Origin of the sequence: Virgibacillus halodenitrificans JCM 12304 (assembly GCF_001310895.1) — a bacterium.
GTDB classification, from domain to species: Bacteria; Bacillota; Bacilli; order Bacillales; family Amphibacillaceae; genus Virgibacillus_Q; species Virgibacillus_Q halodenitrificans.
In genome coordinates this window covers 1-23,069 of record NZ_BAZS01000047.1, presented here as the reverse complement: position 1 = coordinate 23,069, position 23,069 = coordinate 1, and the positions used below count along the sequence as shown (strand labels likewise).

General features: G+C 37.4%; 22 protein-coding genes and 1 pseudogene. 20 read left to right on the top strand and 3 right to left on the bottom strand.

Annotated elements, in window-relative coordinates:
* Window positions 1-311: 311 nt before the first annotated feature.
* Entirely contained in the window at window positions 312-1,442 is a 1,131-nt protein-coding gene (locus tag JCM12304_RS17495) for a CAP domain-containing protein (protein WP_060681821.1), read from the bottom strand.
* Window positions 1,443-1,611: 169 nt separating this feature from the next.
* On the opposite strand from JCM12304_RS17495, the gene JCM12304_RS17490 reads away from it, so the two are divergent.
* The 4 genes from JCM12304_RS17490 (at window position 1,612) to JCM12304_RS17475 (ending at window position 5,963) form a co-directional block, all read left to right on the top strand.
* Window positions 1,612-3,174 (top strand): hypothetical protein, encoded by a 1,563-nt coding sequence (locus tag JCM12304_RS17490; RefSeq protein WP_060681820.1) that lies wholly within the window; start codon window positions 1,612-1,614, stop codon window positions 3,172-3,174.
* 175 nt (window positions 3,175-3,349) lie between these two features.
* Window positions 3,350-4,009, top strand: coding sequence for a helix-turn-helix transcriptional regulator (locus tag JCM12304_RS17485; RefSeq protein WP_060681819.1), 660 nt, complete (start codon window positions 3,350-3,352; stop codon window positions 4,007-4,009).
* 35 nt (window positions 4,010-4,044) lie between these two features.
* Window positions 4,045-5,415, top strand: a complete 1,371-nt coding sequence (locus tag JCM12304_RS17480) for an MATE family efflux transporter (protein ID WP_172675323.1) — start codon at window positions 4,045-4,047, stop codon at window positions 5,413-5,415.
* Window positions 5,416-5,531: 116 nt separating this feature from the next.
* On the top strand, window positions 5,532-5,963 hold the full coding sequence (locus JCM12304_RS17475; protein WP_019377348.1) for a S1 domain-containing RNA-binding protein: 432 nt from the start codon (window positions 5,532-5,534) through the stop codon (window positions 5,961-5,963).
* 64 nt (window positions 5,964-6,027) lie between these two features.
* Here JCM12304_RS17475 and JCM12304_RS17470 read toward each other — a convergent pair whose 3' ends face one another.
* The gene (locus JCM12304_RS17470) at window positions 6,028-6,681 is read right to left on the bottom strand and encodes a serine/threonine protein kinase (RefSeq protein WP_060681817.1); all 654 of its coding nucleotides are present in this window, start codon (window positions 6,679-6,681) and stop codon (window positions 6,028-6,030) included.
* 191 nt (window positions 6,682-6,872) lie between these two features.
* On the opposite strand from JCM12304_RS17470, the gene JCM12304_RS17465 reads away from it, so the two are divergent.
* Entirely contained in the window at window positions 6,873-8,300 is a 1,428-nt protein-coding gene (locus tag JCM12304_RS17465; protein WP_060681816.1) for an aldehyde dehydrogenase family protein, read from the top strand.
* A 236-nt stretch (window positions 8,301-8,536) separates the two neighbouring features.
* On the opposite strand, the gene JCM12304_RS17460 is transcribed toward JCM12304_RS17465, so the two are convergent.
* Window positions 8,537-9,145 carry a TetR/AcrR family transcriptional regulator gene (locus JCM12304_RS17460; RefSeq protein WP_019377345.1) on the bottom strand — a complete coding sequence of 203 codons (609 nt, stop codon included), beginning with the start codon at window positions 9,143-9,145 and terminating at the stop codon, window positions 8,537-8,539.
* Between the two features lie 144 nt (window positions 9,146-9,289).
* Here JCM12304_RS17460 and kynU point away from each other — a divergent pair.
* From kynU to JCM12304_RS17385, 15 genes and pseudogenes are all read left to right on the top strand, one after another.
* Window positions 9,290-10,563 (top strand): annotated as a pseudogene (kynU, locus tag JCM12304_RS17455) (kynureninase).
* On the top strand, window positions 10,563-11,201 hold the full coding sequence (gene kynB / locus JCM12304_RS17450; RefSeq protein ID WP_019377343.1) for an arylformamidase: 639 nt from the start codon (window positions 10,563-10,565) through the stop codon (window positions 11,199-11,201). Before kynU ends, kynB begins: the two are co-directional and overlap by 1 nt.
* Window positions 11,198-12,049 carry a tryptophan 2,3-dioxygenase gene (gene kynA / locus JCM12304_RS17445; RefSeq protein ID WP_019377342.1) on the top strand — a complete coding sequence of 284 codons (852 nt, stop codon included), beginning with the start codon at window positions 11,198-11,200 and terminating at the stop codon, window positions 12,047-12,049. Before kynB ends, kynA begins: the two co-directional genes overlap by 4 nt.
* 55 nt (window positions 12,050-12,104) lie before the next feature.
* Window positions 12,105-13,448: a sodium-dependent transporter gene (locus JCM12304_RS17440; protein ID WP_019377341.1), complete on the top strand. Its 1,344-nt coding sequence runs from the start codon at window positions 12,105-12,107 to the stop codon at window positions 13,446-13,448.
* A gap of 265 nt (window positions 13,449-13,713) precedes the next feature.
* On the top strand, window positions 13,714-14,415 hold the full coding sequence (locus JCM12304_RS17435) for a response regulator transcription factor (RefSeq protein WP_060681815.1): 702 nt from the start codon (window positions 13,714-13,716) through the stop codon (window positions 14,413-14,415).
* Window positions 14,412-15,890, top strand: a complete 1,479-nt coding sequence (locus JCM12304_RS17430) for a HAMP domain-containing sensor histidine kinase (RefSeq protein ID WP_060681814.1) — start codon at window positions 14,412-14,414, stop codon at window positions 15,888-15,890. The genes JCM12304_RS17435 and JCM12304_RS17430 overlap by 4 nt, the downstream gene beginning before the upstream one ends.
* Window positions 15,877-16,284 (top strand): LolA family protein, encoded by a 408-nt coding sequence (locus tag JCM12304_RS17425; RefSeq protein ID WP_060681813.1) that lies wholly within the window; start codon window positions 15,877-15,879, stop codon window positions 16,282-16,284. Before JCM12304_RS17430 ends, JCM12304_RS17425 begins: the two co-directional genes overlap by 14 nt.
* Window positions 16,281-16,970: a LolA family protein gene (locus JCM12304_RS17420; RefSeq protein ID WP_060681812.1), complete on the top strand. Its 690-nt coding sequence runs from the start codon at window positions 16,281-16,283 to the stop codon at window positions 16,968-16,970. The genes JCM12304_RS17425 and JCM12304_RS17420 overlap by 4 nt, the downstream gene beginning before the upstream one ends.
* Before the next feature lie 20 nt (window positions 16,971-16,990).
* Entirely contained in the window at window positions 16,991-18,751 is a 1,761-nt protein-coding gene (locus JCM12304_RS17415; protein ID WP_060681811.1) for a M56 family metallopeptidase, read from the top strand.
* Window positions 18,742-19,029, top strand: a complete 288-nt coding sequence (locus JCM12304_RS17410; RefSeq protein WP_060681810.1) for a hypothetical protein — start codon at window positions 18,742-18,744, stop codon at window positions 19,027-19,029. The genes JCM12304_RS17415 and JCM12304_RS17410 overlap by 10 nt, the downstream gene beginning before the upstream one ends.
* A 23-nt stretch (window positions 19,030-19,052) precedes the next feature.
* The gene (locus JCM12304_RS17405) at window positions 19,053-19,259 is read left to right on the top strand and encodes a hypothetical protein (RefSeq protein ID WP_060681809.1); all 207 of its coding nucleotides are present in this window, start codon (window positions 19,053-19,055) and stop codon (window positions 19,257-19,259) included.
* Window positions 19,260-19,518: 259 nt separating this feature from the next.
* Window positions 19,519-20,295, top strand: coding sequence for a GNAT family N-acetyltransferase (locus tag JCM12304_RS17400; RefSeq protein WP_060681808.1), 777 nt, complete (start codon window positions 19,519-19,521; stop codon window positions 20,293-20,295).
* Window positions 20,296-20,438: 143 nt separating this feature from the next.
* Window positions 20,439-21,302 carry a hypothetical protein gene (locus JCM12304_RS17395; RefSeq protein ID WP_060681807.1) on the top strand — a complete coding sequence of 288 codons (864 nt, stop codon included), beginning with the start codon at window positions 20,439-20,441 and terminating at the stop codon, window positions 21,300-21,302.
* Window positions 21,303-21,348: 46 nt separating this feature from the next.
* Window positions 21,349-22,359: a serine hydrolase domain-containing protein gene (locus JCM12304_RS17390; RefSeq protein WP_060681806.1), complete on the top strand. Its 1,011-nt coding sequence runs from the start codon at window positions 21,349-21,351 to the stop codon at window positions 22,357-22,359.
* 40 nt (window positions 22,360-22,399) lie between these two features.
* A complete protein-coding gene (locus tag JCM12304_RS17385) occupies window positions 22,400-22,909 on the top strand; it encodes a GrpB family protein (protein WP_060681805.1) in 510 nt (169 codons plus the stop codon).
* Window positions 22,910-23,069: the final 160 nt, after the last annotated feature.

Sequence of the window (23,069 nt, the reverse complement as noted above, 5' to 3'; positions counted from 1 at the left end):
ATCCAAATGTCATAAACTGTCCAATCACCTCTCTAATGGACAAAACCCCACCCGAACGCCATAAACTGTCCAATAGCTCATCTCTAATGGACAAACCCTCCATCCAAACGCAAAGAACTGTCCAATAGCACCTCTCTAATGGACAAAAGCCCCATCCAAATGCCAGCACATGTCCAATAGCTCTTCTAAAATAACGAAATATGCAGCCAACTGTGACTTCAACCTATCAGAACCCCATAATCTCCATTAAAATAAAAAAACTGTGACCAACCTTCATGGTAAATAGGTTCAGTCACAGCCTCTCTAGCTTTTTATTTCGTAATAAAGTTTTCTGTATAGAAGGGCATGGAATCCTTATTGAATGCCACACCGACAGCAAGTGTACGGTATTCTTCTTTTAATATATTTTCACGGTGGCCGAGGGAATTCATTAGACCTTCGTGAGCAAAGATACTGCTGATTTGCCCAGCGGCAATGTTCTCTCCAGCAATTTGAAAGCCAATGCCATCTTCTCTCATTCTTTCAAAAGGGGATTGTCCATCAGGGTTCACATGGCTGAAATAATTATTTTCAGCCATGTCCAGGCTATGATCACGCGCTGTTTTTCTTACATGCTCGTCCCAATTCAACGGGGAAAGACCATGCTCCACACGTGCTGCGTTTGTCAGATCAAATAACTGGTATTCAAAGCCTTTCTTCAATTCTTTACTCGCTTCAGGCAGATAGGCTTTTTTTTCAGCTTCCAGATCACCACTAATCATTTGGATCGCTGTAACTGTGTTATCTTCATGTTTATCATAGAAAATAGTTACATAGTTATCATTTATTTGGAAAACATCATATTCATTTTTACTATCAATCTGGTAGTTGATGAATCCTTTTTTTATACTTTTTAGTGGCTCACTTAAGGCATTTCGGACGCTTTCTTTTGAACTGCCTATTTTAATGTTATCCTTTGACCGCAATAAATCCTGATTGGTGTATAGTCCAACAACTTGATTTTGCTCATTGTATGCAGCCATAAAGAAATTTTGATAATTGTCGTGGTAGGTAACCCAATCGACACCATATTCATTCATCGTGGCACGCTCTGGTTTTCCCACCTGATTTTCTAATTCCGCTCTATCTGTCCCGAGGCCAACATTGTGAATAGTAAATGGTTGCTCTGTGGGTGACTCCAGTTTTGGTTTATCAGCCTTACTATCACTTTGCTTTTCCTCTGGTATTTGCTTATCAGTAATTGATGCAATTAAGGTTTGTATTCCACTATTAATATTTTCTATCGTCTCGATTACTGCGGGATTTTCTTTAATTTGATGAACATCTGCTTCCATTTCATTTATTACACCAGAAGCACCAGACTGTTCAAATGTGTCTCCATAAAAATGCCAAAATGCCCAACCGATAAGAAGAATAAAAATAATGCTACGTAGTTTCGGCATCCTGCCACTCCCGTCTATATATGTTTACTCCATTGTAGCCCATACAAGATGTTTTATACAACTTGAAAAGAATGGTATCTGTTTTAAACAAACACTACTTTTTCGCATATGTAAAATTGAAAATTATGTTAAAATATAGAAAAAGAGATAAAATGGAAGTAGGGGTCAAATGAGAAAGCATTTTTTTTGGTTGTTGCCAGTGATTGTAGTGCTTGCTGGCATTGTTTCTTTGGTGGTACAAAATCTGCAAACTGCAACAGAGCCACCAGAAAAGGGGTGGAGTAGAGCATTGCCAATTGGGTCTACAATGCTAAATAAGTTCCCGGTTATCAGGCAGACCGAGGAAGGTAATATCATTATTCCTTCTTATGAGAACGAGGCTTTAGTAACAAAAACCCTTGATGAGGAGTTTACATTACTAGAGAAACAAGAGGTATCTATACCGATTACCAAATGGACACAGGTGTATGTAAATGATGAGCATGTGATTTATCATGATTATTACCATATCTATAATAAAGATCAAGAGAAAATAGTATCGGATGTGTCTCAGTTTTATCCGATGAAGGATTCTATCTTGTACATAAAAGAGAATAAGTTGTTTCAGCTAAATCCAGCAACAGAAGAATCGACTGAGTTAATGAAGCTTCCGAAAAATACCGAGGAAATTTCTTCTTATGAGAGTGAAGAAGGACTATTCTTCATGACAGAGCAATCCGAAAATAACCTGGTACACGCAACTATATATAAGGTGACTGATATGCAAGCAACCAAGGTTGTAGAGGGTGATTTAGAGCTTGCTCCCGGACATGCTTCCGAGCAAACAGCTTTTGCAGTTCGAAATAATGAAGTAGTATTAATTATCCAAGCAATACAAAAAAGCACACAAGGTTCTCCAGAGTTTTTCACTTATTTGGCAATGACGGAGAACAGCAAATTTGGGAAGAATGCACTAAATAAATTACTGTTTGAAGATCCAATAAATGGAAGAGAACTCCAAGAAATAGGGACAGTGAATATTCGTTTCAATAAGGATATACCATCACTTGTTTTTCAGGCAAATGGTTTTTCACGTACGAAATTCATGGGTGATAAAGCATTTAACATTTATACAGCTAAACTGAAAGATGGCAAGGTGACTGAGGTACATCGAAAAAGTAATACACCAGATGTCTCAAATAAACCTGTATGGGTAGATGAAAATACCATTGCCTGGCTGGAAGCAAGTTCAGGCCATAAAGATATGTTTATATCGTCCGGTTCACAAGCCATTATTGAAAAGGCAAATGGAATAAGTTCTGATGACTGGTTGCGAATCCTGGGGAAAACAGGTGGTATGCTATCCATATCGCTATTAACATTTTTGATTTCTGGTATTTGGTATATTTGGCCGATTTTATTTATTGTGATTATGCATTTTTGGAAATCCAGGAAGGTCCAGAAAGATCCATCATGGATATTTTTTACGGGGATTGCAATCTATATGCTGGCAGTACTCCTTTTTAAGAGTCAGTATTTTGTACCGGCAATTGCTGCAAAGGCACCTGCTTATTTAACCTTTCCAGGTAGTGCCTATGTGTATATAATTTTGTTCGGCATTGTTGCTTATGTTAGTGCACAATCTACCAAAAATACTAGACAATGGGCTGGGACGGCACGAATCAGTCTGTTTATTGGAGCACATATTCTTATGATTGCAGCTGTATTCGGTCCATATTTAACTGGATTCTAGTATTTGAAGGGCCAAAAAGAATATTTACATTAATGAAGTCCGAACTGATTTAATTCATAGTTCGGATTTCTTTTTGAGAGACTACCATGTAATTACTTAAGGTTAGGTAAAACTTTTACCTCCTGCTATAATAAGTTTATCGATTGTTTACTACTTAAATGAAGGAGCTGTTTATGTGCGCCAGAATCGTCAATTGGAAATTTTATTGTACTTACTAAAAACGAAAAAAACAACAAATGCAGAATTAGCAGCACTATTTGAGGTAAGTATAAAAACGATCCAACGGGATATTGATGATCTTTCAGCAATGGGTGTGCCAATTACGAGTAAACAAGGGAATCAGGGTGGCATTTACATAGAAAAGAATTATAAATTATCGCAAAGCTTTCTTAATAATAATGACTTGTATCATATTGCTCTAGCTCTATATGCGTTTGATAATATTTCTTCTGTAGAACATCGTGAGGATATTATGAAAAAGCTGGCACTTGTTTTGCCTGATTTAATTCATTTATTTGAAAATGATTTAAATGATTACTTTGTAATGGATATATTTGAAGAGAAAGTTGGCATGGATGAACCAATATATGAAGCAATCAATTATTGCTTTGATGAAGAAGTATGCCTTTCTGTTTCTTTTGATAATAAAGAGATGACTGTAGCACCGATAAGCTATGTGCTAAGAAGTGACGGACTTTATTTATATGCGTATTCAATGGGTTATGAATTAATAAAAATTACTTCTATTTATTCTTATAGGATTACGGAAAAACAGTTTGAGCGTTCGTTTATTCCTTACAAACAGAATATAGAATTAAATTCAAATAAGACATGATATGACCAGTTTGAGTAGTAGTGTTGTCTATAGAGGTGATTACACTGCATTCAAACATTTATGAAAAACATTCTGTAAATAAATTAATTCTAACTTTTTCTTTACCTGCTATAGCTTCTTTATTAGTTGAAACCCTAACGATAGTTTTAGATACTTCGTTTGCAGGGCATCTTGGTGAAGATAGCGAATATGCCCTTGCAGCTTTAGGGCTTCTCTCTCCAGTAATGACTTTCTTTCTAGCGTTACAAACACTTTTCGCAATGTCAACAGCTATTATGATTTCTACCCAGATGGGGAATGACAATCCATTTCGTATCAACAATTACTTTCAAACCGGAGTTCTTATGACATTACTTATAAGTATAGGAGCATCCGTATTCACGTGGATCGGTATGGATGAAATTTTGGTAAGCCTCCATGCTAGTGGAGCTATATACACGCAAGCAAAACAATATTTATCGTTTATACTACTAAGTAATGTATTTAGTTCAATTGGTTATACAATGACGAGCGTCATTCGTGCGTTTGGGTATCCGAAAATGGAAATGTTGCTAATTTCTTTTTCCGTTGTCGTGAATATAGTAGCGAATGCTATATTGACATTTGGTATGAGTCTTGGGATCCAAGGAATTGCTTTAGGTACTTTAATTAGTGAATTTGTGTGTGCTTTAATTGCAATTGTCTTTCTGCTCCGAAAGAATCTTATGTTTCGGATAAAGAAAATCTCAGTAATAGATACATTGAAGATGGTTTATGAAATGGCTAAGATAGGTTTGGCCCAAACGCTAATTCAACTACTTGGTGGCATATCTGCTTTGGTAATCAACGAACAATTAATGCAAACAGGAAGTTCAGGTTATGTGGCGACCTGGAATATAGCTAATAAGATATATATGCTTATGATTATGCCAATTGTAGGAATAACTCAAGCAGTACAAACAATCATCTCGTATTTCAATGGTAAAGGAGAAGAGTCTAAAAAGAACTTAACAGTAAAAAGAACGATATTAATTTGCTTTATTTACGGAGTTTTTAGTACTATGATAGTGTTGTTTGGTGGTAAATATATGCTCTATCTGTTTACTACAGATAAAGAAATATTTGGTAAGGTCATGGCTATTATTAAAGTTATTTTCCTGACATTTCCTTTACTGGGAATTACTTATACCATTATGACATTACTTCAGGTAACAGGAAAAGAACTTCGCGCAGTAAGTCTTGGTGTTATTAGACAGGTAATTACAATTATTCCACTTGTCATTATGCTGCCTTATCTGTTTTCTGCTTGGGAAATTGGGGGAATAGATGCAGCTTTTTCTATCTTTTTTGCAGTACCGGTTGCAGATTTATTAACATTATTTGTAGCTATTTTCTTTATTGTGAGTAAGAAACGATTAAGCAGTTAGCTAGAATCAACTAGACACGACAACAATTTTTAAGTTATGATTATAATATACATTTGATATTCTCTCAAATGTTTGTTATAATTAAGCGCTTTTAAAAGTTATAAGGGGGAGCTTTTTTGTCAACTGAAATAGGTAGTAAAGTTAAAGGAAAAGTTACTGGTATCACTAATTTTGGAGCTTTTGTCGAGCTGCCGGAAGGTAAAACCGGACTCGTTCACATTAGTGAAGTGGCTGACAGCTTTGTAAAGGATGTCAATGATCACTTGACGGTTGGTGACGAAGTGGAAGTTAAAGTCATCAGTGAAAAAGAAGGTAAAATAGCCTTATCAATTAAGAAAGCGATCGATCGTCCGCGTCCGGAAAGAACGCCTCGTCCGAATAGGGATCGCAATTCAAAGGATTTCCGTGGTAAAGGCAGTGGCTACAAACCAAAGGAAAGCTTTGAAGATAAGATGGCTAAATTCTTGAAAACCAGTGAGGAAAATCTGTCCACGCTTAAACGCCATACAGACACTAAACGTGGAGGTAGAGGCGGAAGACGAGGATAACTCCTTTTATACCATATCGAAAAACAAGCCCTAGTGGCTTGTTTTTTCTTATATTGATTGCTTTTTAAGCTACTGGATTATTTTTTCGATTCTTCGTTAAAACTTGCAAAAGGTTATGTTTGTACATATAGGAGATAAAGTTTAATACTTTTCCTGATAATTTTTTTGGGAAGTATTCTTGTTTGTAAAAATGGTGGTATGCATATGTTAAATCACGCCATTGCTGACATTCTTTTTCTTGTTGGAAACGGGCGACATCAATTAGTTTAATTGTTTCGTCTGGTGTTAGTATTATGTTTTTTAGGTGAATATCAGATGGATTCAGTCCTCGATTTTTGGCAGCATGTAATGCCTTTTCCACCTGGTAAATTGTTTCTTCTTTTATAGGAATGCCTTCAATTAGACAATCAAATAAGGTTGTGCCCTCTATATAATCAATGACTATAAAATTCTGCCCTGCTTCATACATTTTCGGGTAGAAATGAACGCCTTCAAGCTGTCGATATATATCCGTTTCAGCCTTCGTAATCGAAGCAAAATAAGGGTGAAAAACCTTCAATGCCAGGTCTGTATCATTAATTAAAAATACGGCAGCACTTCTGCCAGAAGCAATATATGTGAGAAAAGCTTTATTATAAGCTTCCACTTTTATTTCTCTCGTTAGTTTAATGTCTTTTTCGAATCGTATTGTATCAACAAGCTCATGAATTTGTTTCAACAGGATGGCTCCTTTCCTCTACCTATTTTTACTATATGGGAACGGAACAAAAAATTATGCTTATGAAATAGTATTCGTACACGTAAAATTTCATGGGTGGGTGTGTGGACATGGTTTCATTTTTCTTTCATAGGGAAAAGAAACCATGTTACTACTAAAAGAGTGGCGACTTTAAAAAAAGGAGTTTTATTATGCGAAACGTTCTTAAACATTATATAAATGGAGAATGGATTAAATCTACAGAAAACGAAACAACTGAAGTAATTAACCCTGCAAACAAAGAAGTAATCGGAAAAATTAGTCTGGGGACAGAGGAAGATTTGGATAAAGCTGTCCAAGCTGCTCGTGAAGCTTTTTCTTCTTATTCTACTACAACACGGGAACAACGTATTGATTTATTGGAGAAAATAGCAGCAGAATATGAAAATCGAAAAGAAGAGTTAATTGAAACAATAACGGAAGAGCTTGGTTCTCCAATAACCAAATCTGAAGGGATCCATTATCAGATGGGATATAACCATTTTAAACAAGCTGCTGAAGAATTAAAACAATTTCAGTTTATGGAGGAACGGGAGGATTCCACGATCATGAAGGAATCCATAGGTGTAAGTGGTCTGATTACACCATGGAACTTTCCAACAAATCAAACCACTACTAAAATTGCCAGCGCGTTAGCTGCAGGTAGCCCAATGGTTTTGAAGCCTGCTGAGATAACCCCCTTTGCAGCGATAATTCTGGCTGAGATTTTCGATAAGGTTGGCGTACCTAAAGGTGTATTTAATTTAGTGAATGGTACCGGCAGCACAATTGGTAATGGTATAAGCTCACATCCGGATATTGATTTTGTCTCCTTTACTGGATCAGTAGGTGTTGGACAAAAGACGATGGAAAATGGGGCGAAAAATATTAAGAAAATTGCCCTCGAGCTTGGAGGGAAGTCACCACTTATTGTGCTGAATGATACAGATCCGGAATACGCTGCAAACACTGCAGTAACGCATATGCTAACGAATACTGGTCAGGTATGTACAGCTGCAACCCGAATTATAGTGCCGAAAGAAATGAAATCCGATTTTGAAAAAGCTTTACTACGCGTATTACCGAACTATAAGGTAGGAGACCCACAAGACGAGGATACGTTTACAGGGCCGTTAGTTGCTGAAAAGATATGGGATCGTGTACAGGAATATATTCAAAAAGGTATTGATGAAGGTGCGACCTTATTAACAGGAGGAACTGGAAATCCAGAAGGTCTGGACAAAGGATATTATGCGAAGCCAACTATTTTTACGGATGTGGATAATAAAAAAATGACCATTGCTCGGGAAGAAATTTTCGGGCCTGTATTAGCTGTTATTTATGTTGATTCGCTTGATGAAGCTATTGAGGTGGCTAATGATACGCCTTATGGACTTGCAGGCTATGTCATTGGTAAGGATAAGAATCGTTTAACGAAGGCAGCTCAACATATTCGCGCTGGTCGGGTTACGATTAACAATGCGGAAGGAGATTTCTCTGCTCCATTCGGAGGCTTCAAACAATCTGGTATTGGACGTGAGTGGGGAGATTATGGAATTGACGAATATCTCGAGCCGAAGACTATATTAGGTATGAAGTAAATACTCTCAATAGCAATCCAGACATTAAAAATATGTCTGGATTGCTTTTTATGGTTTTAATATATTAGGTGGAATTATCATAGTTCGCATAATGATAAACTCCGCTTTGCAGCAGATTAATCACTTCTGGGGAAGATTGTTCCTACACTAGTACGCATTTTAATCCTACTAAGAATTTAAGAGATAACGTTTTTACCTCAACAATTGCAGCAAAACCTTTTTCCAGCCATCACCATCTATTCATATAAGGCTGAAGTATATAATAAGGATAGCTGTTCTACAATTTTATCAAGGTTTACTTCCTCAGTCTCTACACACTCCCATAAAAACATTTCATTCATAAAATACCAGCTTTTTGCAGCAATAGGTGCATCAAATTTTGTACTAACAAGGTTGTTTGATTGGGAATAGGTGATATCATTTGTAATACTTTCAATAAATTGCTTCCTAATTTCCAGCCATCTAGCTTCCACAACATCACTTATGCCAATTGCTTCTTTAATTACTTTTAGCATATTTTTTTCTTCAATAGCCAGCTCCAGGAAGGCTCTCACTTGATTCAATATTTGTTCACGGGCAGCTACAACCGAATTGGGATGAAAAGTTTGATCTGCGACCTGCAAAAAACGTTCCATTACACTTTCCATTACGGTAACAAACATGGCATCCTTGTTTTTAAAATATACATAGGCAGTACCGTATCCTACACCAGCCTTTTTAATGATTTCTGAAATGGTTGTCTTATTAAAGCCGTTTTTCAAAAACACCTCGTGCGCTGAGCGAATGAGTCGTTTTTTTGTTTCCAATGCCTGCAAATCACGTTTGGTTAGATTCTTATCCTCCATATAAACCACCTTTTATTATATGTTATTTCACTGATATCGTGTCATTGACAGTTTGTCACTATTATTGTATCATAAAACCAATAGTAAAATATGTCTGATAATTAAATGAAGTTCTAATATAAGGATATAGGAGGAATAAATGTAATGGCAACTAATTTTACAAGAGAAGAAGCGAAAATGATGGATCAACAAGATATATTACGATCATTCCGGAATGAGTTTTACTTAAAAAATGATGGCGTTTACATGGACGGTAACTCACTAGCTTGCTTAGTAAACGCGCCGAAGAGACAACTCATGAGTTACTGAATTCTTGGAAGCAATATGCTATTGATGGATGGACAGAGGGAGAACAACCGTGGTATTACCTTTCTGAAAAACTTGGCGAAAGCATGACAGAGTTGGTCGGCGGTAAAAAGGAAGAGGTTATCGCAACTGGTTCAACAACAGTGAATTTGCATCATCTTGTGTCAACATTTTATAAGCCTGAAGGAAAGCGAACAAAGATATTAGCTGATTCACTTAATTTCCCAAGTGATATTTATGCACTTAAAGCTCAGTTGGCACTGAAGGGTTATGATGATACACATCTTATTCAGGTGCCAAGCACGAATGGGCATGTACTGGATGAAGAAGATATTATTAATGCAATGACTGATGAAGTGGCATTGATTGTTCTTCCAGGAGTCCTTTATCGAAGTGGCCAGATTTTAGACATGGAGAAACTTACAAAGGTCGCACACGAACGTGGTATTCAGATTGGATTTGATTTATGTCATTCGATTGGATCCGTGCCTCATCAGTTACATGACTGGGGGACTGACTTTGCGTTTTGGTGTACGTATAAACATTTAAATGGAGGACCTGGAAGTGTTGGCGGGCTATTTGTCCACGAAAAACATGCAGGTATTACTCCAGGATTAGCAGGATGGTTCAGTTCGCGAAAAGACAAACAGTTTGATATGGAACATTCACTTACACCTGCCGAAGATGCCGGCGCGTTTCAAATTGGTACACCACATGTATTAAGTGCAGCACCACTCATAGGTGCCCTGGAATTATTTAATGAAGCAGGAATTGATAGGGTGCGTGAAAAATCGTTGAAGTTAACGAACTATATGATGGAATTAATTAAGCATGAATTAGATGAATTCGATTTGAAAATATGTAATCCAGTTGATCCAAAGCAACGCGGCGGACATGTGTATTTGGAGCATCCGGAAGCCGCCCGTATATGTAAGGCACTAAAAATGAAAAAGGTTATTCCTGATTTCCGTACGCCAAGTGGCATCCGTTTAGCTCCGGTAGCATTGTACAATACATTTGAAGATGTGTATGAATGTGTCCATATCTTAAAGGAAATTATGAGAGAAGAGCTTTACAAGCAATTTGAAAACAAAAGGGAGATTGTTTCTTAATGACAAAATGGATTGATATTTCACAGCCGTTAACAAATTCAATAGCTCACTGGCCAGGAGATACAAGCTTTCAATATGAAACTGCTCTTACAAAAGAAGAAACCGGATCTGTCAATATTGGTCGAATAACAACAAGTGCTCATATAGGTACACATGTTGACGCACCATTTCATTTTCTGAATGATGGTAAAAGAATTTTGGATATGGATATCGACCGTTATATCGGGCCATGCAAAGTCATTGACGTAAGTGAATTCCCTGCAATTGACGAGGCAGCTTTGAAATCAAAACAATTGACACAGGCAGAACGTTTACTCATTCGCACTTCTTTGCCAAATAATCCTGAAAGATTCCCGGATGAAGTACCACCAGTCACTCCAGATGGAGCTGCTTATATGAAGAAATTAGGTGTCAAACTGGTTGGTGTAGATACACCGTCTATTGATCCGGTTACAAGCAAAGATCTTGCTGGCCATCATGCATTGCACGAGAATGACATTTATATTTTGGAAAATGTCATGTTGGATCATGTCGAGGAAGGCGATTACGAGTTAGTTGCTTTACCTTTGCCACTAAAAGAGGCTGATGGTAGTCCCGTGCGTGCCGTAATTAAACCACTAGAAGGAGACAGCAAATGATGACAAATAAAAATAAACATGAAGCATTTAAAAACGAGAAAAGCATTCATACTGATTTCAAAGAAAAAATGACTTACAGTGATTACTTAGGTCTTGATACACTATTGGCAAGTCATCATCCATTGAGTGATCATCATGATGAAATGTTATTTATTTCGGTTCACCATGTGAGTGAAATCTGGATGAAGCAGATTCTACATGAAATGAATTCAGCTATTCATGATATTCAGGCAGACAATTTACGTGAGGCGTTTAAAAAGCTGGCGAGAGTTTCTCAAATCCAAATGCAGCTAAAAAATGTATGGGATGTGCTGGCTACTTTAACACCTAGTGAGTATATTGAATTTCGCGATAAGCTTGGCAATGCTTCCGGCTTCCAATCGTATCAGAATCGGCTTATCGAGTTTGCACTTGGTTACAAAACCGATTATGTAATTAAAATCTATGAGAAAAATCCTGAGCTACATGAAAAGCTGAAGGCAGCGTATGAGGCACCGAGTATTTATGATGTAGCAATACAAGCACTGGCTAGAGCTGGGCTGTCAATTGATCAGGAAGTCCTGGACAGGGATGTAAGTGAAACACATCAAAAAAATGAGAGTGTGAAGGAAGCGTGGAAGACAGTATATAAAAACGTTGACCAATATTGGGAGCTATATGAGCTTGCTGAGGAGCTAGTTGATATTGAGGACCAATTCCAGCAGTGGCGCTTCCGTCATATGAAAACAGTAGAACGAATTATTGGCTTTAAGATGGGGACAGGCGGATCAGGTGGTGTCAGCTATTTAAAAAAAGTGCTTGATCAATATTTCTTCCCTGAACTTTGGCAGCTTCGTACAGAGATCTAATCATAGTTTGATAGATAAAGAAGTTCTTATTTCTTAATCCAAAGGGGGAAAATTAATGAAAGAATCAAGAGAACAATGGTCTTCTAAGTTAGGGTTTATTTTGTCATCTGCCGGGGCAGCCATCGGACTCGGAGCAATATGGAAATTTCCATATGCTACGGGTATGAATGGCGGTGGAGCGTTTTTCCTAGTGTTTGTGCTATTTACTATATTTATTGGTTTACCAATGTTAATTTCAGAATTTATCATTGGAAGGGGAGCAAAAAGAGAAGCAGTTTCTGCTTATGACCATTTGGCTCCAAATTCCTCTTGGCGGATAATTGGAAGACTTGGCGTTGTGGGCTGTTTTTTACTGTTATCCTTTTATAGTGTTGTGGGTGGTTGGATCGTCCTTTATTCCGGATTAAGTTTAACAGGTAACGTTATTAAAGAAGGAGCAAATTATGGAGCTTTATTTGATACCATTATTGGTACACCATGGATGGGGCTTGGAGGATTAGCAATATTCCTGCTCATTAATGTAATTGTGCTTTTGTTTGGTATTAAAAATGGCATTGAAAAAGCGAGTAAATATCTCATGCCGCTTCTATTTATCTTTTTCATTATTCTTGTAGTGCGATCTATTACGTTAGACGGCGCAATGGCAGGGATAGAGTTTTTCTTAAGTCCAGATTTTTCCCGCATTACAGGTGAGGGTATCCTGTATGCGCTTGGTCAGTCCTTTTTCTCTCTGGCTGTAGGGTTTTCCTGTATGGTTACATATAGTTCCTATTTAAGTAAACAGGAAAGCATACCTAATTCAGCGGGGAGTGTAGTAACTTTAAATATATTAGTATCCTTGCTCGCAGGATTAGCCATTTTTCCAGTAGTTTTTGCATTTGGATTAGAGCCAGCAGCAGGACCGGGACTATTATTTGTTGTCTTACCAACAGTATTTAGTCAAATGGCATTTGGTTCTGTGTTCTTAGCTTTGTTTCTATTACTATTTTTATTTGCTACATTGACATCCTCATTTAGCCTATTGGAAATTATCATCTCGGCATTCATTGCGAATAAAAATTATACAAGGCGTAAAGTAACATTAATAACAGGCTGTATTGTCTTCCTGGCCAGCATACCAGCAGCATTATCGTTTGGTGTTCTTGCAGATGTTTCTATATTTGGTAAATCCGTATTCGATGCGACTGATTTCCTCGTTAGTAATATTTTGCTTCCATTAGGCAGCTTGTTGATTGCAATATTTATTTCTTTTCGTATGGATCAGGCGATTGTTATGGAGGAATTTAGATCAGGATCCAAAGTTGGTATGGGCATTTTTAAAGCATGGCGGTTTCTCATGCGCTATGTAGTACCTGTAACTATTTTAATTGTTTTCATTTATTCATTAGGATTTATTTAGATAAAATCTAAATCTATAAACACCTAGATGCGAAATTAACTGAAAATAAGTGCAATTTAAGTGAATTTCGTATGAAATTGCATGTGTGAAAACAGGAATAAAAAGAGCGTCATCCTATTAAGGGTGACGCTCTTTTCATTGCCCGGGAAATGATATAATCGTTTCAGCAGTAGATTGCTTGATTGATCTAATTATAAAGAATTTATAAAGTTTGTTTTTATCTGTTTTTACCATGATATAGTAACACTATACAGGAGGAATCAGCATGCAAGCACGTATTCTATTAGTTGAGGATGACCCGGAAATTGCTCGGGTCGTACGAGATATGCTCATACGCGAAAACTATGAAGTTACCTGGGCAACGACCGGGCTGGAAGGTTGGGAGGATTTTCAGGAGAATTTATACGATCTTGTATTGGTAGATTTAATGCTACCTGAAATGGATGGCTTTACACTTTGTAAAAATATTCGTTGGAAAAGTGATATCCCCTTAATCATAATTAGTGCCCGCAAGGAAGATGAGGATAAGGTTGCTGGATTACACTTAGGAGCAGATGACTATGTTGCAAAACCATTCAGCCTGGTAGAACTAAAAGCAAGAGTAGCATCTCAATTACGCCGATGGAGGAGATACCAAGGACAAGAAGCAAGAGCTAACACTTCAACATATATGCATGGTTTGAAAGTTAATTGGGACCAGAAGCAGGTTACTCTGAACGAAGTAAAGGTTCCTCTCACAAGCAAAGAGTATGAATTATTAGAAGTGCTTGCTAAGCACCCTGGGGAGACATTCTCCAAAACAGAACTATATGAGCATGTTTGGAAACAACTCGAAGCAGATGGCGTTCCTACTGTCACCGTCCATATAAAAGCATTAAGAGAAAAATTGGCTGACCCAGTCAAAAACCCTAAGTTTATTCAAACAGACTGGGGAAAGGGTTATCGATTTATAGGTGAACCCCTATGAAGATTAAAACATGGTTACTCATCTCGTATTTTGTTGTAATGGTGTTGCCATTAATTGCAGCTTATCTTTTGTTTGGCTGGATTCAGTCTTACAATAATGAACAAAAAGTAACAGAGCATGTGGAGACCGTCTCTGCTTTACAGTCGTTGAATCAGTCACTAAGTGATCCAAAGCTTTATTCATCAAAAACATATAGAAAACGCTTGGATACTATTGCAAATACAAAACAATCGATTGCATTGTTTAATCCGGATGGGGTTGTTATTTATACATCAAACCCTTCCTTTATGCCGGCCCATTACGGAATTGGAAAGCAACAGCTGTATGAAGATCTCTATTCTTTGGAACGGGGATACCGTACGTATACATACAAACAACCTGTTTTCTCCGAAAATGAGCTTGTCGGTTTCTTTCATGTAGAACTAGCACGTGATACGTGGGTAGCCGGTGTAAAAAACCGTAGTTTACTAGTTGGTGGATTATTTACCCTCGTCTTTATACTTATTTATATTTGCATTATCCGACTTGTAAATAAAAAGTTAAATAGAAGACTTACCGGATTGATGAATGAGATGACAGCATTTGCTGCAGGGAACCAAGTAAAGGAAAAACCAACAAATAATGATGAGATTGGTAAGTTAACAAAACACTTTTACGATATTCGCAGGCAAATAAACAATGCAAGAAGTTATCTTGAGCAGGAACAGCAAGCAAAGGAATATTTAATTGCCAGTGTTTCCCATGATTTGAAAACACCACTCACATCTATTAAAGCTTATGCCGAATCATTACAAGTGGAAAAGGATTTGTCACCATCAGAAAAAAGAGACTACCAACGTGTAATAAAGGAGAAGGCAGATTTCATGCAACAAATGCTTGATGATTTGTTGACCTTCACTCTCCTTCAGTCACCAAAGCATGATATGGAGCTGGTTGAGGTCGATGGATCAGAGTTCTTTGAGATGCTTGTGGGAGATTACGAACCTTTGTGTAATAAAAAGAAAATTTGCCTTCAAGCATACGCTGATGTTCAAGGATTTTTTGAAGTGAATCCAAAACAAATGATTCGAATAGCAGATAATTTGGTAAGTAACGCTATTTCCCACACACCGGAGAATGGGAGGATCTGGATAGCTGCTGTTTCTAAACCAGCGAAGCTAAAAGACGAAATATTTGATTTTGTTGATCCGGAAGATTTTCTAACTCCAATGCCTTCATCCTACTTTATTGTGCAAAATGAGGGGAAGGGAATCAAAGAAGAGAATTTGTTACGTGTATTTGATCCGCTTTACCAAGTAGATGAAGCGAGGAGTAAACGAGATGCACAAGGTACCGGTTTGGGGCTAAGCATAACAAAACAGATCATGGAGAAACATGGAGGGACAGTGAAGTTATTTTCTAAAGAAGAGGTGGGGACTTGTGTTATTTGTGTCTTGCCGCAGAGGGGAGAAAAGATTGTAAATGAAGGTAACTAAATGGAGGATGGGCATACTAACTACTTTTGGGGCATTAATTTTAAGTAGCGGCTGCTCTACCGAAACAAGTAGCTATTCACCTGAACAAATGATTAATAACGCCTTGGAAGAGGAGGAGAATCCTAACTATTATGGAGAGTCCCTCATGGAAATATATGATAATGGCGAAATGATCGAGAAAATGAGGATGAAGGAGTGGCGCAGTAAGGACGGAAAAATACGTATCGAAACGACGGATGAGAGTGAAAAAGATAAAGTGATAGTGGTAAACGACGGCCAAACAATCACAACATATGATGAAAAAGAAAAGCAAGCGACAATAATAGATGATAAAGAAATAATTGAGTTTAATCAACCGTCACCAAAAGAACAGGCAAACGCATCCTGGAAATGATTCAGGAAACACATGAGATTACCAGTGAAGGAGATGAAAAAATCGCAGGGCGTAATACTTTCCATCTTGTCGCCAAGCCTAAAGAAAAAAGTAGTTTACTAGGTAAGCAGGAATTATGGATTGATAAGGAAAATTGGATGGTATTGAAGATGTATTCTACCTCAGGTAATCAAACGTCCAAAGCGATTTATACCAAAATAGATGTAGGTGCAACTATTCCAGAGAAGAAATTTGCCCTCCATCTGGCAGAAGACGTAGAAATAAAGAATTTAAATGAGCTTAATAAGATGAAAACCGTCACCTTACAGCAAGCAAGGGAAGGCTTGGATACTCCGTTCCTTTATTTTCCAGAAGAAAACGGAATGGAAATCTCTACTATTGAGCAAGACGATCTTACAGGCTTAGTAGAACGTACGGAAATCAATATTAATTATAACAAAGAAGATATACCTTTTTTAACCTTGTCTGTATTCGAATCGCCAAAGGAGGAAGATGAAACCTATACGCTCCCGGAGGAAGAGTCGGTTACAGTTAGAAATCATGAAGGTTCCTTTATTGATATGGAAGGGTTTCGTAACTTGGTGTGGCAGGAAGAAGGCTTAACATATTCTATATTAATTATTGATCCGTCAATTCCTTTGGAGAAGTTATTGCAAGCGACGGAAAAGATGCAAATAGTGAAGTAAAAACAGGGGAGGGAGAAAGAATGCCCCAGGCTATGACAATCATTAGTTACATTGTATTAACAGGAATGATCGCTTTTATATCTTTTATTCTTCCTAAGCGCATTGGGAAGCTATTTGAAATAAGCGTCATCCTTGGCTTTCTTATTTATCTGTTTCTGACGTACGAGATTACAGAGGCACTTATGTTAATCAGTTTATGTGCTTTCGTGTACGGGAGTTTACTTGTTATTTTTGATCGGGATAAACAAGCAAAGCAACGCCAATTAAAAGAGGAGTTAAAGCAATCTTCCTACAAAAAGATTCAACAGGAAAAAGACGTGCGAAGACTAACCTTGGATATCTTTTTCGTTCTTTTAGTTAGCTCGATCGGACTACTATTTATTTTTTATGCACCAGAAACCTATGCACTTTTAAAGTTTTTTATTGGAATCTATTTTATCTTAACAATTACCCAATTTATTTCGAGAGTAACTAATTATGTAACTGCAGAACTCTATTTTCTTCCGGAACAAAATCGGCTTATTATCATGTCAGCCTTGGAACCAAGGGATTTACCTTTGGAAGAAGTACAGGAAATACGTAGGGAAACAGGTCCCGATCTGCTGCGTCTCCATCCGATGTTTACATTTATGTCGGAAAACATAGATTATACCATATCCTTCAATTCTGTACTCCGGCTGTCGTTTCCGGGAGAAACAATATACATTAACTTTGACTTGAAATCAAAAATTTTCAAACAATTAATAAAAGGTATGAAAGAAGATACGGAGCAGAAAGAAAAGAAAGTGGCAGCACTTTGGCATCCGGATAACTTAAAGCGTCTCTTTTGGAAAGGGTATTATGCTATAACGGTAAAGGGAGTTTCAGCCTATACAGGATTACTATTTATATTGATTTGGTTAGATGCTCCTTCCTATGTCATGATCAGCTTTGTATTATTGTGGTGGGTCTTTAATTTGTATATTTCTGATCGTGTACTTGTGGCAGCCTCAGACGCAAAGGAGCTTACAGAAGGAAAGTTATTCAATGAAGCACAACAGTTGTTTAAGCAAGCTGGAATAAGCAAAACACGTTTATATCTTGTTGATTCACCAATTCATAACGGACTGGCAACTGGAATGAACCTTGGGCGGGGAACGATTATGCTGACAAGTGCCACAGCACAGCTTTCCCTAAATACGATAAAAGCAATTATCGCACATGAGGCGATTCATATTAAAAAGAGGGATATACTAAGCAATCAAATTGCTCGCATGCTTTTTTTCGCAGTGATTGCTGGAGGGTCCTATCTTTTTTATGATCAACTACTGATGTTGACCGATCATATTGTGTTCCTTACGATTCTTATCTACTTCCTAATGATTCTATTCCCTGTGTATTTATCATTTATTGCACAATGGACAGAGATGCGTGCGGATTATCTAGGGTCTTTGCTCCTTGATAAACAAGGCTCTCAAATGGCTAATGGACTTTATGAATTAGGTAAAGCACAGGATGAAGCAGTTAAAAAGAAGCTATCTTATAGCACACAAGGTGCAAATTCGGTAAAAAGAAAACTTAGTACAGAACGGGAAGGATGGTTTCTGAGGTTTATTGAGTTTCAATTTATGGTTCATCCGCCACTATATTGGCGTATATATTCTCTACGTACGTATAAGGGGTGGAGATCAACGCTAATGGGTTGGGCTGGCGCAAGATTAAAAGAATCCCTGCCCGATTTTTTTAGAAAAAGTATCCATTGTAATGAGCAAAACACGAAGGAGGTTAATGCATGGAAATAGATCTTCTATGGGTGGGGCTTGGATTAGCTGCCATGGGTTACTTTATTGGAGACGGTTTAAAAAATTTCAAAAACCCATCTGCACGTAATTTATTTGAGGAAGCGGATGATGATCATGCACTGATTCATGAAAATGAGGTACATCATATTATTGGGATTTCCAACGCAGATACACAAGTGTTATTAAAAGAACATCCTGAAATACCTCATATTACGGTGAATAATACTGCTTATTATTCAAAGGTTAAACTATTGGAGTGGCTTAAAAATATAGAATAAAAGTTAGTAGAGGAGGTAAATAGATGGAGTGGTTACAATTACATGATTTAATTACCCCCACGAACCCTTATGCAGCTTTATTTTTTGGAATGCTCGTCACCCTTATTGGTTCTATTGCTGTGTTCACTCAAACCAAGAATAAAAAATCTTCCCTGCTTATTTTGCTAGCAGGTATTCTAACAACACTGGCTGGAGTTGCAACTCTTTACATGCTGGGCTTTTATCAATGAAAGTAAATTTAAATTTCTCGCAATTGGATGTTTGCCATTATAGGTAGACATCCTTATTTTTTGCTGGATGACTTATAGCGTAAGTTAAACAATTGGTTCTAATATATGTTGAGACTCTAATTCGTTAACCTTCTCGGAACCTTCAATAAATAATTTCCTTAGCTAAAAGAGCAAGTTGCTTACAGCTGTAGAAACGTACTAATAATGAAAAAATTATGATAAAATAATTAAACAGAAGACAGAGGGAAGAGGTTTTGTAATGATTAACCATGAATGGCTTCACTTGTTTCATAAGGAATTACGGCAGGAAGCGTATACACAGGGATATAGAAGAGAAGAAACTGAGCATGTTGTACGCCATGTTTCCAATTTTGATGAGAAAGGGTTTGTGATCGCGTCCACTTTAAATCAAAGTAATGCTCGAGAAGTGGTTCGACAAGAGTTAAGCTATTTTCAAAAGTTGGGGCAAGGATTTGAATGGAAGGTTTATAGTTATGATCAACCGGTAAACTTAGTTGACATACTGAAAGAGGAAGGCTTCCTTATTGGAAACACAGAAGCATTAATGATGATGAAGTTGGTGGAAGATCATCCATTACTTCACAGTAGACCTGCTATAGAGGTAAAAGAAATTACGGATCAAAAAGGAATCAAAGATATAATTAGTTTGGAAGAAGCTATTTGGAAGGAAGCGCATAATGAGCTCGGAGAAAGATTATGGCGTGATAAACAAAATTACCCAGAGTCGTTATATTTATATGGAATTTATGATGAGGATAGGTTAGTGAGTGCTGCCTGGATGTATTTGGAGGATAGCTCATCTTTTGCAAGCCTTTGGGGCGGATCTACACTATTGGAATATAGGGGAAGAGGATACTATCATGCTCTTTTGTCAGCAAGGGCCAAAAAAGCCTATGAAAAAGGATATTCTTTTTTAACTGTTGATGCAAGTCCAATGAGCAGAAAAATTTTAGAGAAACAAGGCTTTCTTTGTCTGGCTTATACATATGAATGTAATTCTCCTGTAATGGATTAGCACTGAAAAAAAGTCTAGCAAGTGTATAGTATCCCAATGATTTGTTTGAGTTATAATTACCAACAAAAGGAAAAATAAACCTTGTATCTTTGTTATACCCTTGCTACCCTTAGAGAAGTAACTTATAGCAAGGGGGATAATGGATGTGGAAAAAATGGTTAATTACATTAGCATTCACAGTTAGTTTTTCAGTAAAGGATCTCGGTGGGTTAAGTTATTTTGATTTGGTTGGGAACGAAGCAAATGAGCTCTTGACAAATAATTTTTCTGATGAAGATGAAGAATCTCAAGTGGAGAGGGAAAATAGCAACCCATCAGAAAAAGAGAACCAGAACCAGCAAATACCAAATAAAGCAAAAGAAAATGATGTAGCTGAAAAGAAGGAAGCCGAAGAGCAAGTAAGGAAAGAAGATAAAGAAACCAAAGAGAAAAGTACTCAAGATCAAGATAAAAAAGAAGATAAGGAAAAGGGAGTGAAAATGCCTGAGGATAAGGCGGGGTTTGACGAGTATCCAAAAGGACAATTCGCAGTGGAAGGTGCACAGGGAGAGACTGTGAAAACAGATACAGGTACGTTTGTTATTGAAAAACAATGGACGAATCTTTCAAAAGTATATGTAGGGCCGATGACGATTAAAATTAAAAATATAAACATCGTGAGTGGCGATGTGACGGATAGCGCAATTTCAGGTATCTCCGGAGAAAAAGTGAAATTCGTTCAGGTGGATGCAATCCTGCAAAATACAAGCAAGGAGCCAATTGGATTTCCATTTGCAGCTGCTACTCTTCATATTGGTAGTAAAAACTTATTCGCTCATGATATGTTCAGTGGCATGACCAATGTGAATTTTGATACACAAATACCTAGGAATACAACACTTGTATATATGTTAGATGACCCAACATTAAATATATCAGAAGTGACGCTAAAACTAGCAAAACTTCCCGTAAATAAAAAGACAAAAGAAGAAATGGGAAAAAGAACCAGCATTAATGTATCTTTGTAGCGTTGGAGAGGATATATAGATTTATAGATAATAGGGGGATAAATGGATGCATGAAAAACTAAATCTACAGAAGCAGAAGGATTTTTCTGGAGTAGTGTATGTTCAAAGAAAAGGAAAAGTAGAAGTTGAGAAAAGCTACGGCTATGCCAATCGGTCGCACTCGGTAAAGAATAACATCGATACACGATTTGGTATTGCTTCAGGATGTAAATTATTTACGGCAATAGCAATCTGTCAGCTTGTGGAGCAAGATAAACTTTCTTTTCACTCCAAGCTGAGTGAATGCCTTCCATATGAGTTTAAACATATTGATTTGGGAGTTACAGTTCATCAATTACTTACACACACTTCCGGTATCCCCGATTACTTTGATGAAGAAGAGATGGATGATTTCGAGGAGCTTTGGGAGCAAAACCCGATGTATCTTCTTCGAAAACCAGCAGACTTTTTACCAATGTTTTCAAATAAGCCAATGAAGTTCACACCAGGTGAAAAGTTCCATTATAACAATGCCGGATACATATTACTTGGTTTAATTATAGAAGCGATTAGTGGTATGGCATTCTCGCAATATGTTGAAAAGTATATTTTTAGAAAAGCAGCTATGGTTCACTCAGGATATTTCTCCCTTGATTCTCTTCCAGCAAATACTGCCTTAGGCTATATTGAACTCCCGGGGGAAGAGTTGAAATCCAATATATATTCCTTGCCAGTAAAGGGCGGGCCGGATGGAGGTGCGTTTGTAACTGCAGAAGATATGACAAAGCTTTGGTCAAATCTGATTCATTGTAAACTATTAAAAGAAGAAACTATCAAAATCTTATTATCACCTATGATACAGGCCAATAAGAACGTTTTTTATGGTTATGGCGTCTGGATAAGTAAAAAACCAACTGGGGAAATTTTGAAATATCATGTTATGGGTTATGACCCTGGTGTCAGCTTCCATTCAGCTTATTATCCTCAAAGTAGTTTTATTAGCACCATTTGCTCAAATAAATCAGAAGGTGCGTTTGAAATGATGCGTTTAGTAGAAGAAATAATATTGGAGAAGTAAGTAATAATATTGATCCTATTACAATCCATGAGGTGATTTTTTGGAGATACGTCTTCAAGCATATAATAAGAATTGGGTCCAGCTCTATAAACAAGAAACACTTGAACTGAAAAGCATATTGAAAGATGAGGTTGTCTGCTTTGAGCACTTTGGCAGCACCTCCGTTCCAGGCATGAAGGCAAAACCCGTTATAGATATCATGTGTCTTGTAAAAGACATTAGTAAAATTGATGCTTTTAATCTAACGCTTGAAACTATAGGTTATGAAGCTGCAGGTGAATGGGGGATCTCAGGACGGAGATTATTTCGCAAGGGTGGTGAAAACCGAACCCATCATCTACATGTTTATCAGAGTGACCATCCTGAAATCGAAAGGCATCTCCTTGTAAGGGATTATTTGCGTACCTACCCGAAAGAAGCTACTATGTATAGTCGCTTAAAGGAAAAGCTGGCGCAGGAGTACAATGATACACGTTTTTATAGTAAAGCGAAAAAGCCATTTATTCAGGAACTGGAGGAACGCGCCCTTCTTTGGGCAAAAGAAAACTAGTATTATTACTGAGTACTGTGAATAACGTGCAAAATGAGAGACAGCCCATCCCAGATGAGAGAGCAGCGCTAGAAATGAGAGACAGCCCATCCCAGATGAGAGAGCAGCGCTAGAAATGAGAGGCAGCCCATCCGAGATGAGAAAGCAACGCCAGAAATGA

Bases quoted from the DNA above. Each gene is read 5' to 3' on its own strand.
- JCM12304_RS17495 (WP_060681821.1), bottom strand. From the start codon at position 1,442: ATGCCGAAACTACGTAGCATTATTTTTATTCTTCTTATCGGTTGGGCA.
- JCM12304_RS17490 (WP_060681820.1), top strand. From the start codon at position 1,612: ATGAGAAAGCATTTTTTTTGGTTGTTGCCAGTGATTGTAGTGCTTGCT.
- JCM12304_RS17465 (WP_060681816.1), top strand. From the start codon at position 6,873: ATGCGAAACGTTCTTAAACATTATATAAATGGAGAATGGATTAAATCT.
- JCM12304_RS17460 (WP_019377345.1), bottom strand. From the start codon at position 9,145: ATGGAGGATAAGAATCTAACCAAACGTGATTTGCAGGCATTGGAAACA.
- kynB (WP_019377343.1), top strand. From the start codon at position 10,563: ATGACAAAATGGATTGATATTTCACAGCCGTTAACAAATTCAATAGCT.
- kynA (WP_019377342.1), top strand. From the start codon at position 11,198: ATGATGACAAATAAAAATAAACATGAAGCATTTAAAAACGAGAAAAGC.
- JCM12304_RS17440 (WP_019377341.1), top strand. From the start codon at position 12,105: ATGAAAGAATCAAGAGAACAATGGTCTTCTAAGTTAGGGTTTATTTTG.
- JCM12304_RS17435 (WP_060681815.1), top strand. From the start codon at position 13,714: ATGCAAGCACGTATTCTATTAGTTGAGGATGACCCGGAAATTGCTCGG.
- JCM12304_RS17430 (WP_060681814.1), top strand. From the start codon at position 14,412: ATGAAGATTAAAACATGGTTACTCATCTCGTATTTTGTTGTAATGGTG.
- JCM12304_RS17425 (WP_060681813.1), top strand. From the start codon at position 15,877: ATGAAGGTAACTAAATGGAGGATGGGCATACTAACTACTTTTGGGGCA.
- JCM12304_RS17420 (WP_060681812.1), top strand. From the start codon at position 16,281: ATGATTCAGGAAACACATGAGATTACCAGTGAAGGAGATGAAAAAATC.
- JCM12304_RS17415 (WP_060681811.1), top strand. From the start codon at position 16,991: ATGCCCCAGGCTATGACAATCATTAGTTACATTGTATTAACAGGAATG.
- JCM12304_RS17410 (WP_060681810.1), top strand. From the start codon at position 18,742: ATGGAAATAGATCTTCTATGGGTGGGGCTTGGATTAGCTGCCATGGGT.
- JCM12304_RS17405 (WP_060681809.1), top strand. From the start codon at position 19,053: ATGGAGTGGTTACAATTACATGATTTAATTACCCCCACGAACCCTTAT.
- JCM12304_RS17400 (WP_060681808.1), top strand. From the start codon at position 19,519: ATGATTAACCATGAATGGCTTCACTTGTTTCATAAGGAATTACGGCAG.
- JCM12304_RS17395 (WP_060681807.1), top strand. From the start codon at position 20,439: ATGTGGAAAAAATGGTTAATTACATTAGCATTCACAGTTAGTTTTTCA.
- JCM12304_RS17390 (WP_060681806.1), top strand. From the start codon at position 21,349: ATGCATGAAAAACTAAATCTACAGAAGCAGAAGGATTTTTCTGGAGTA.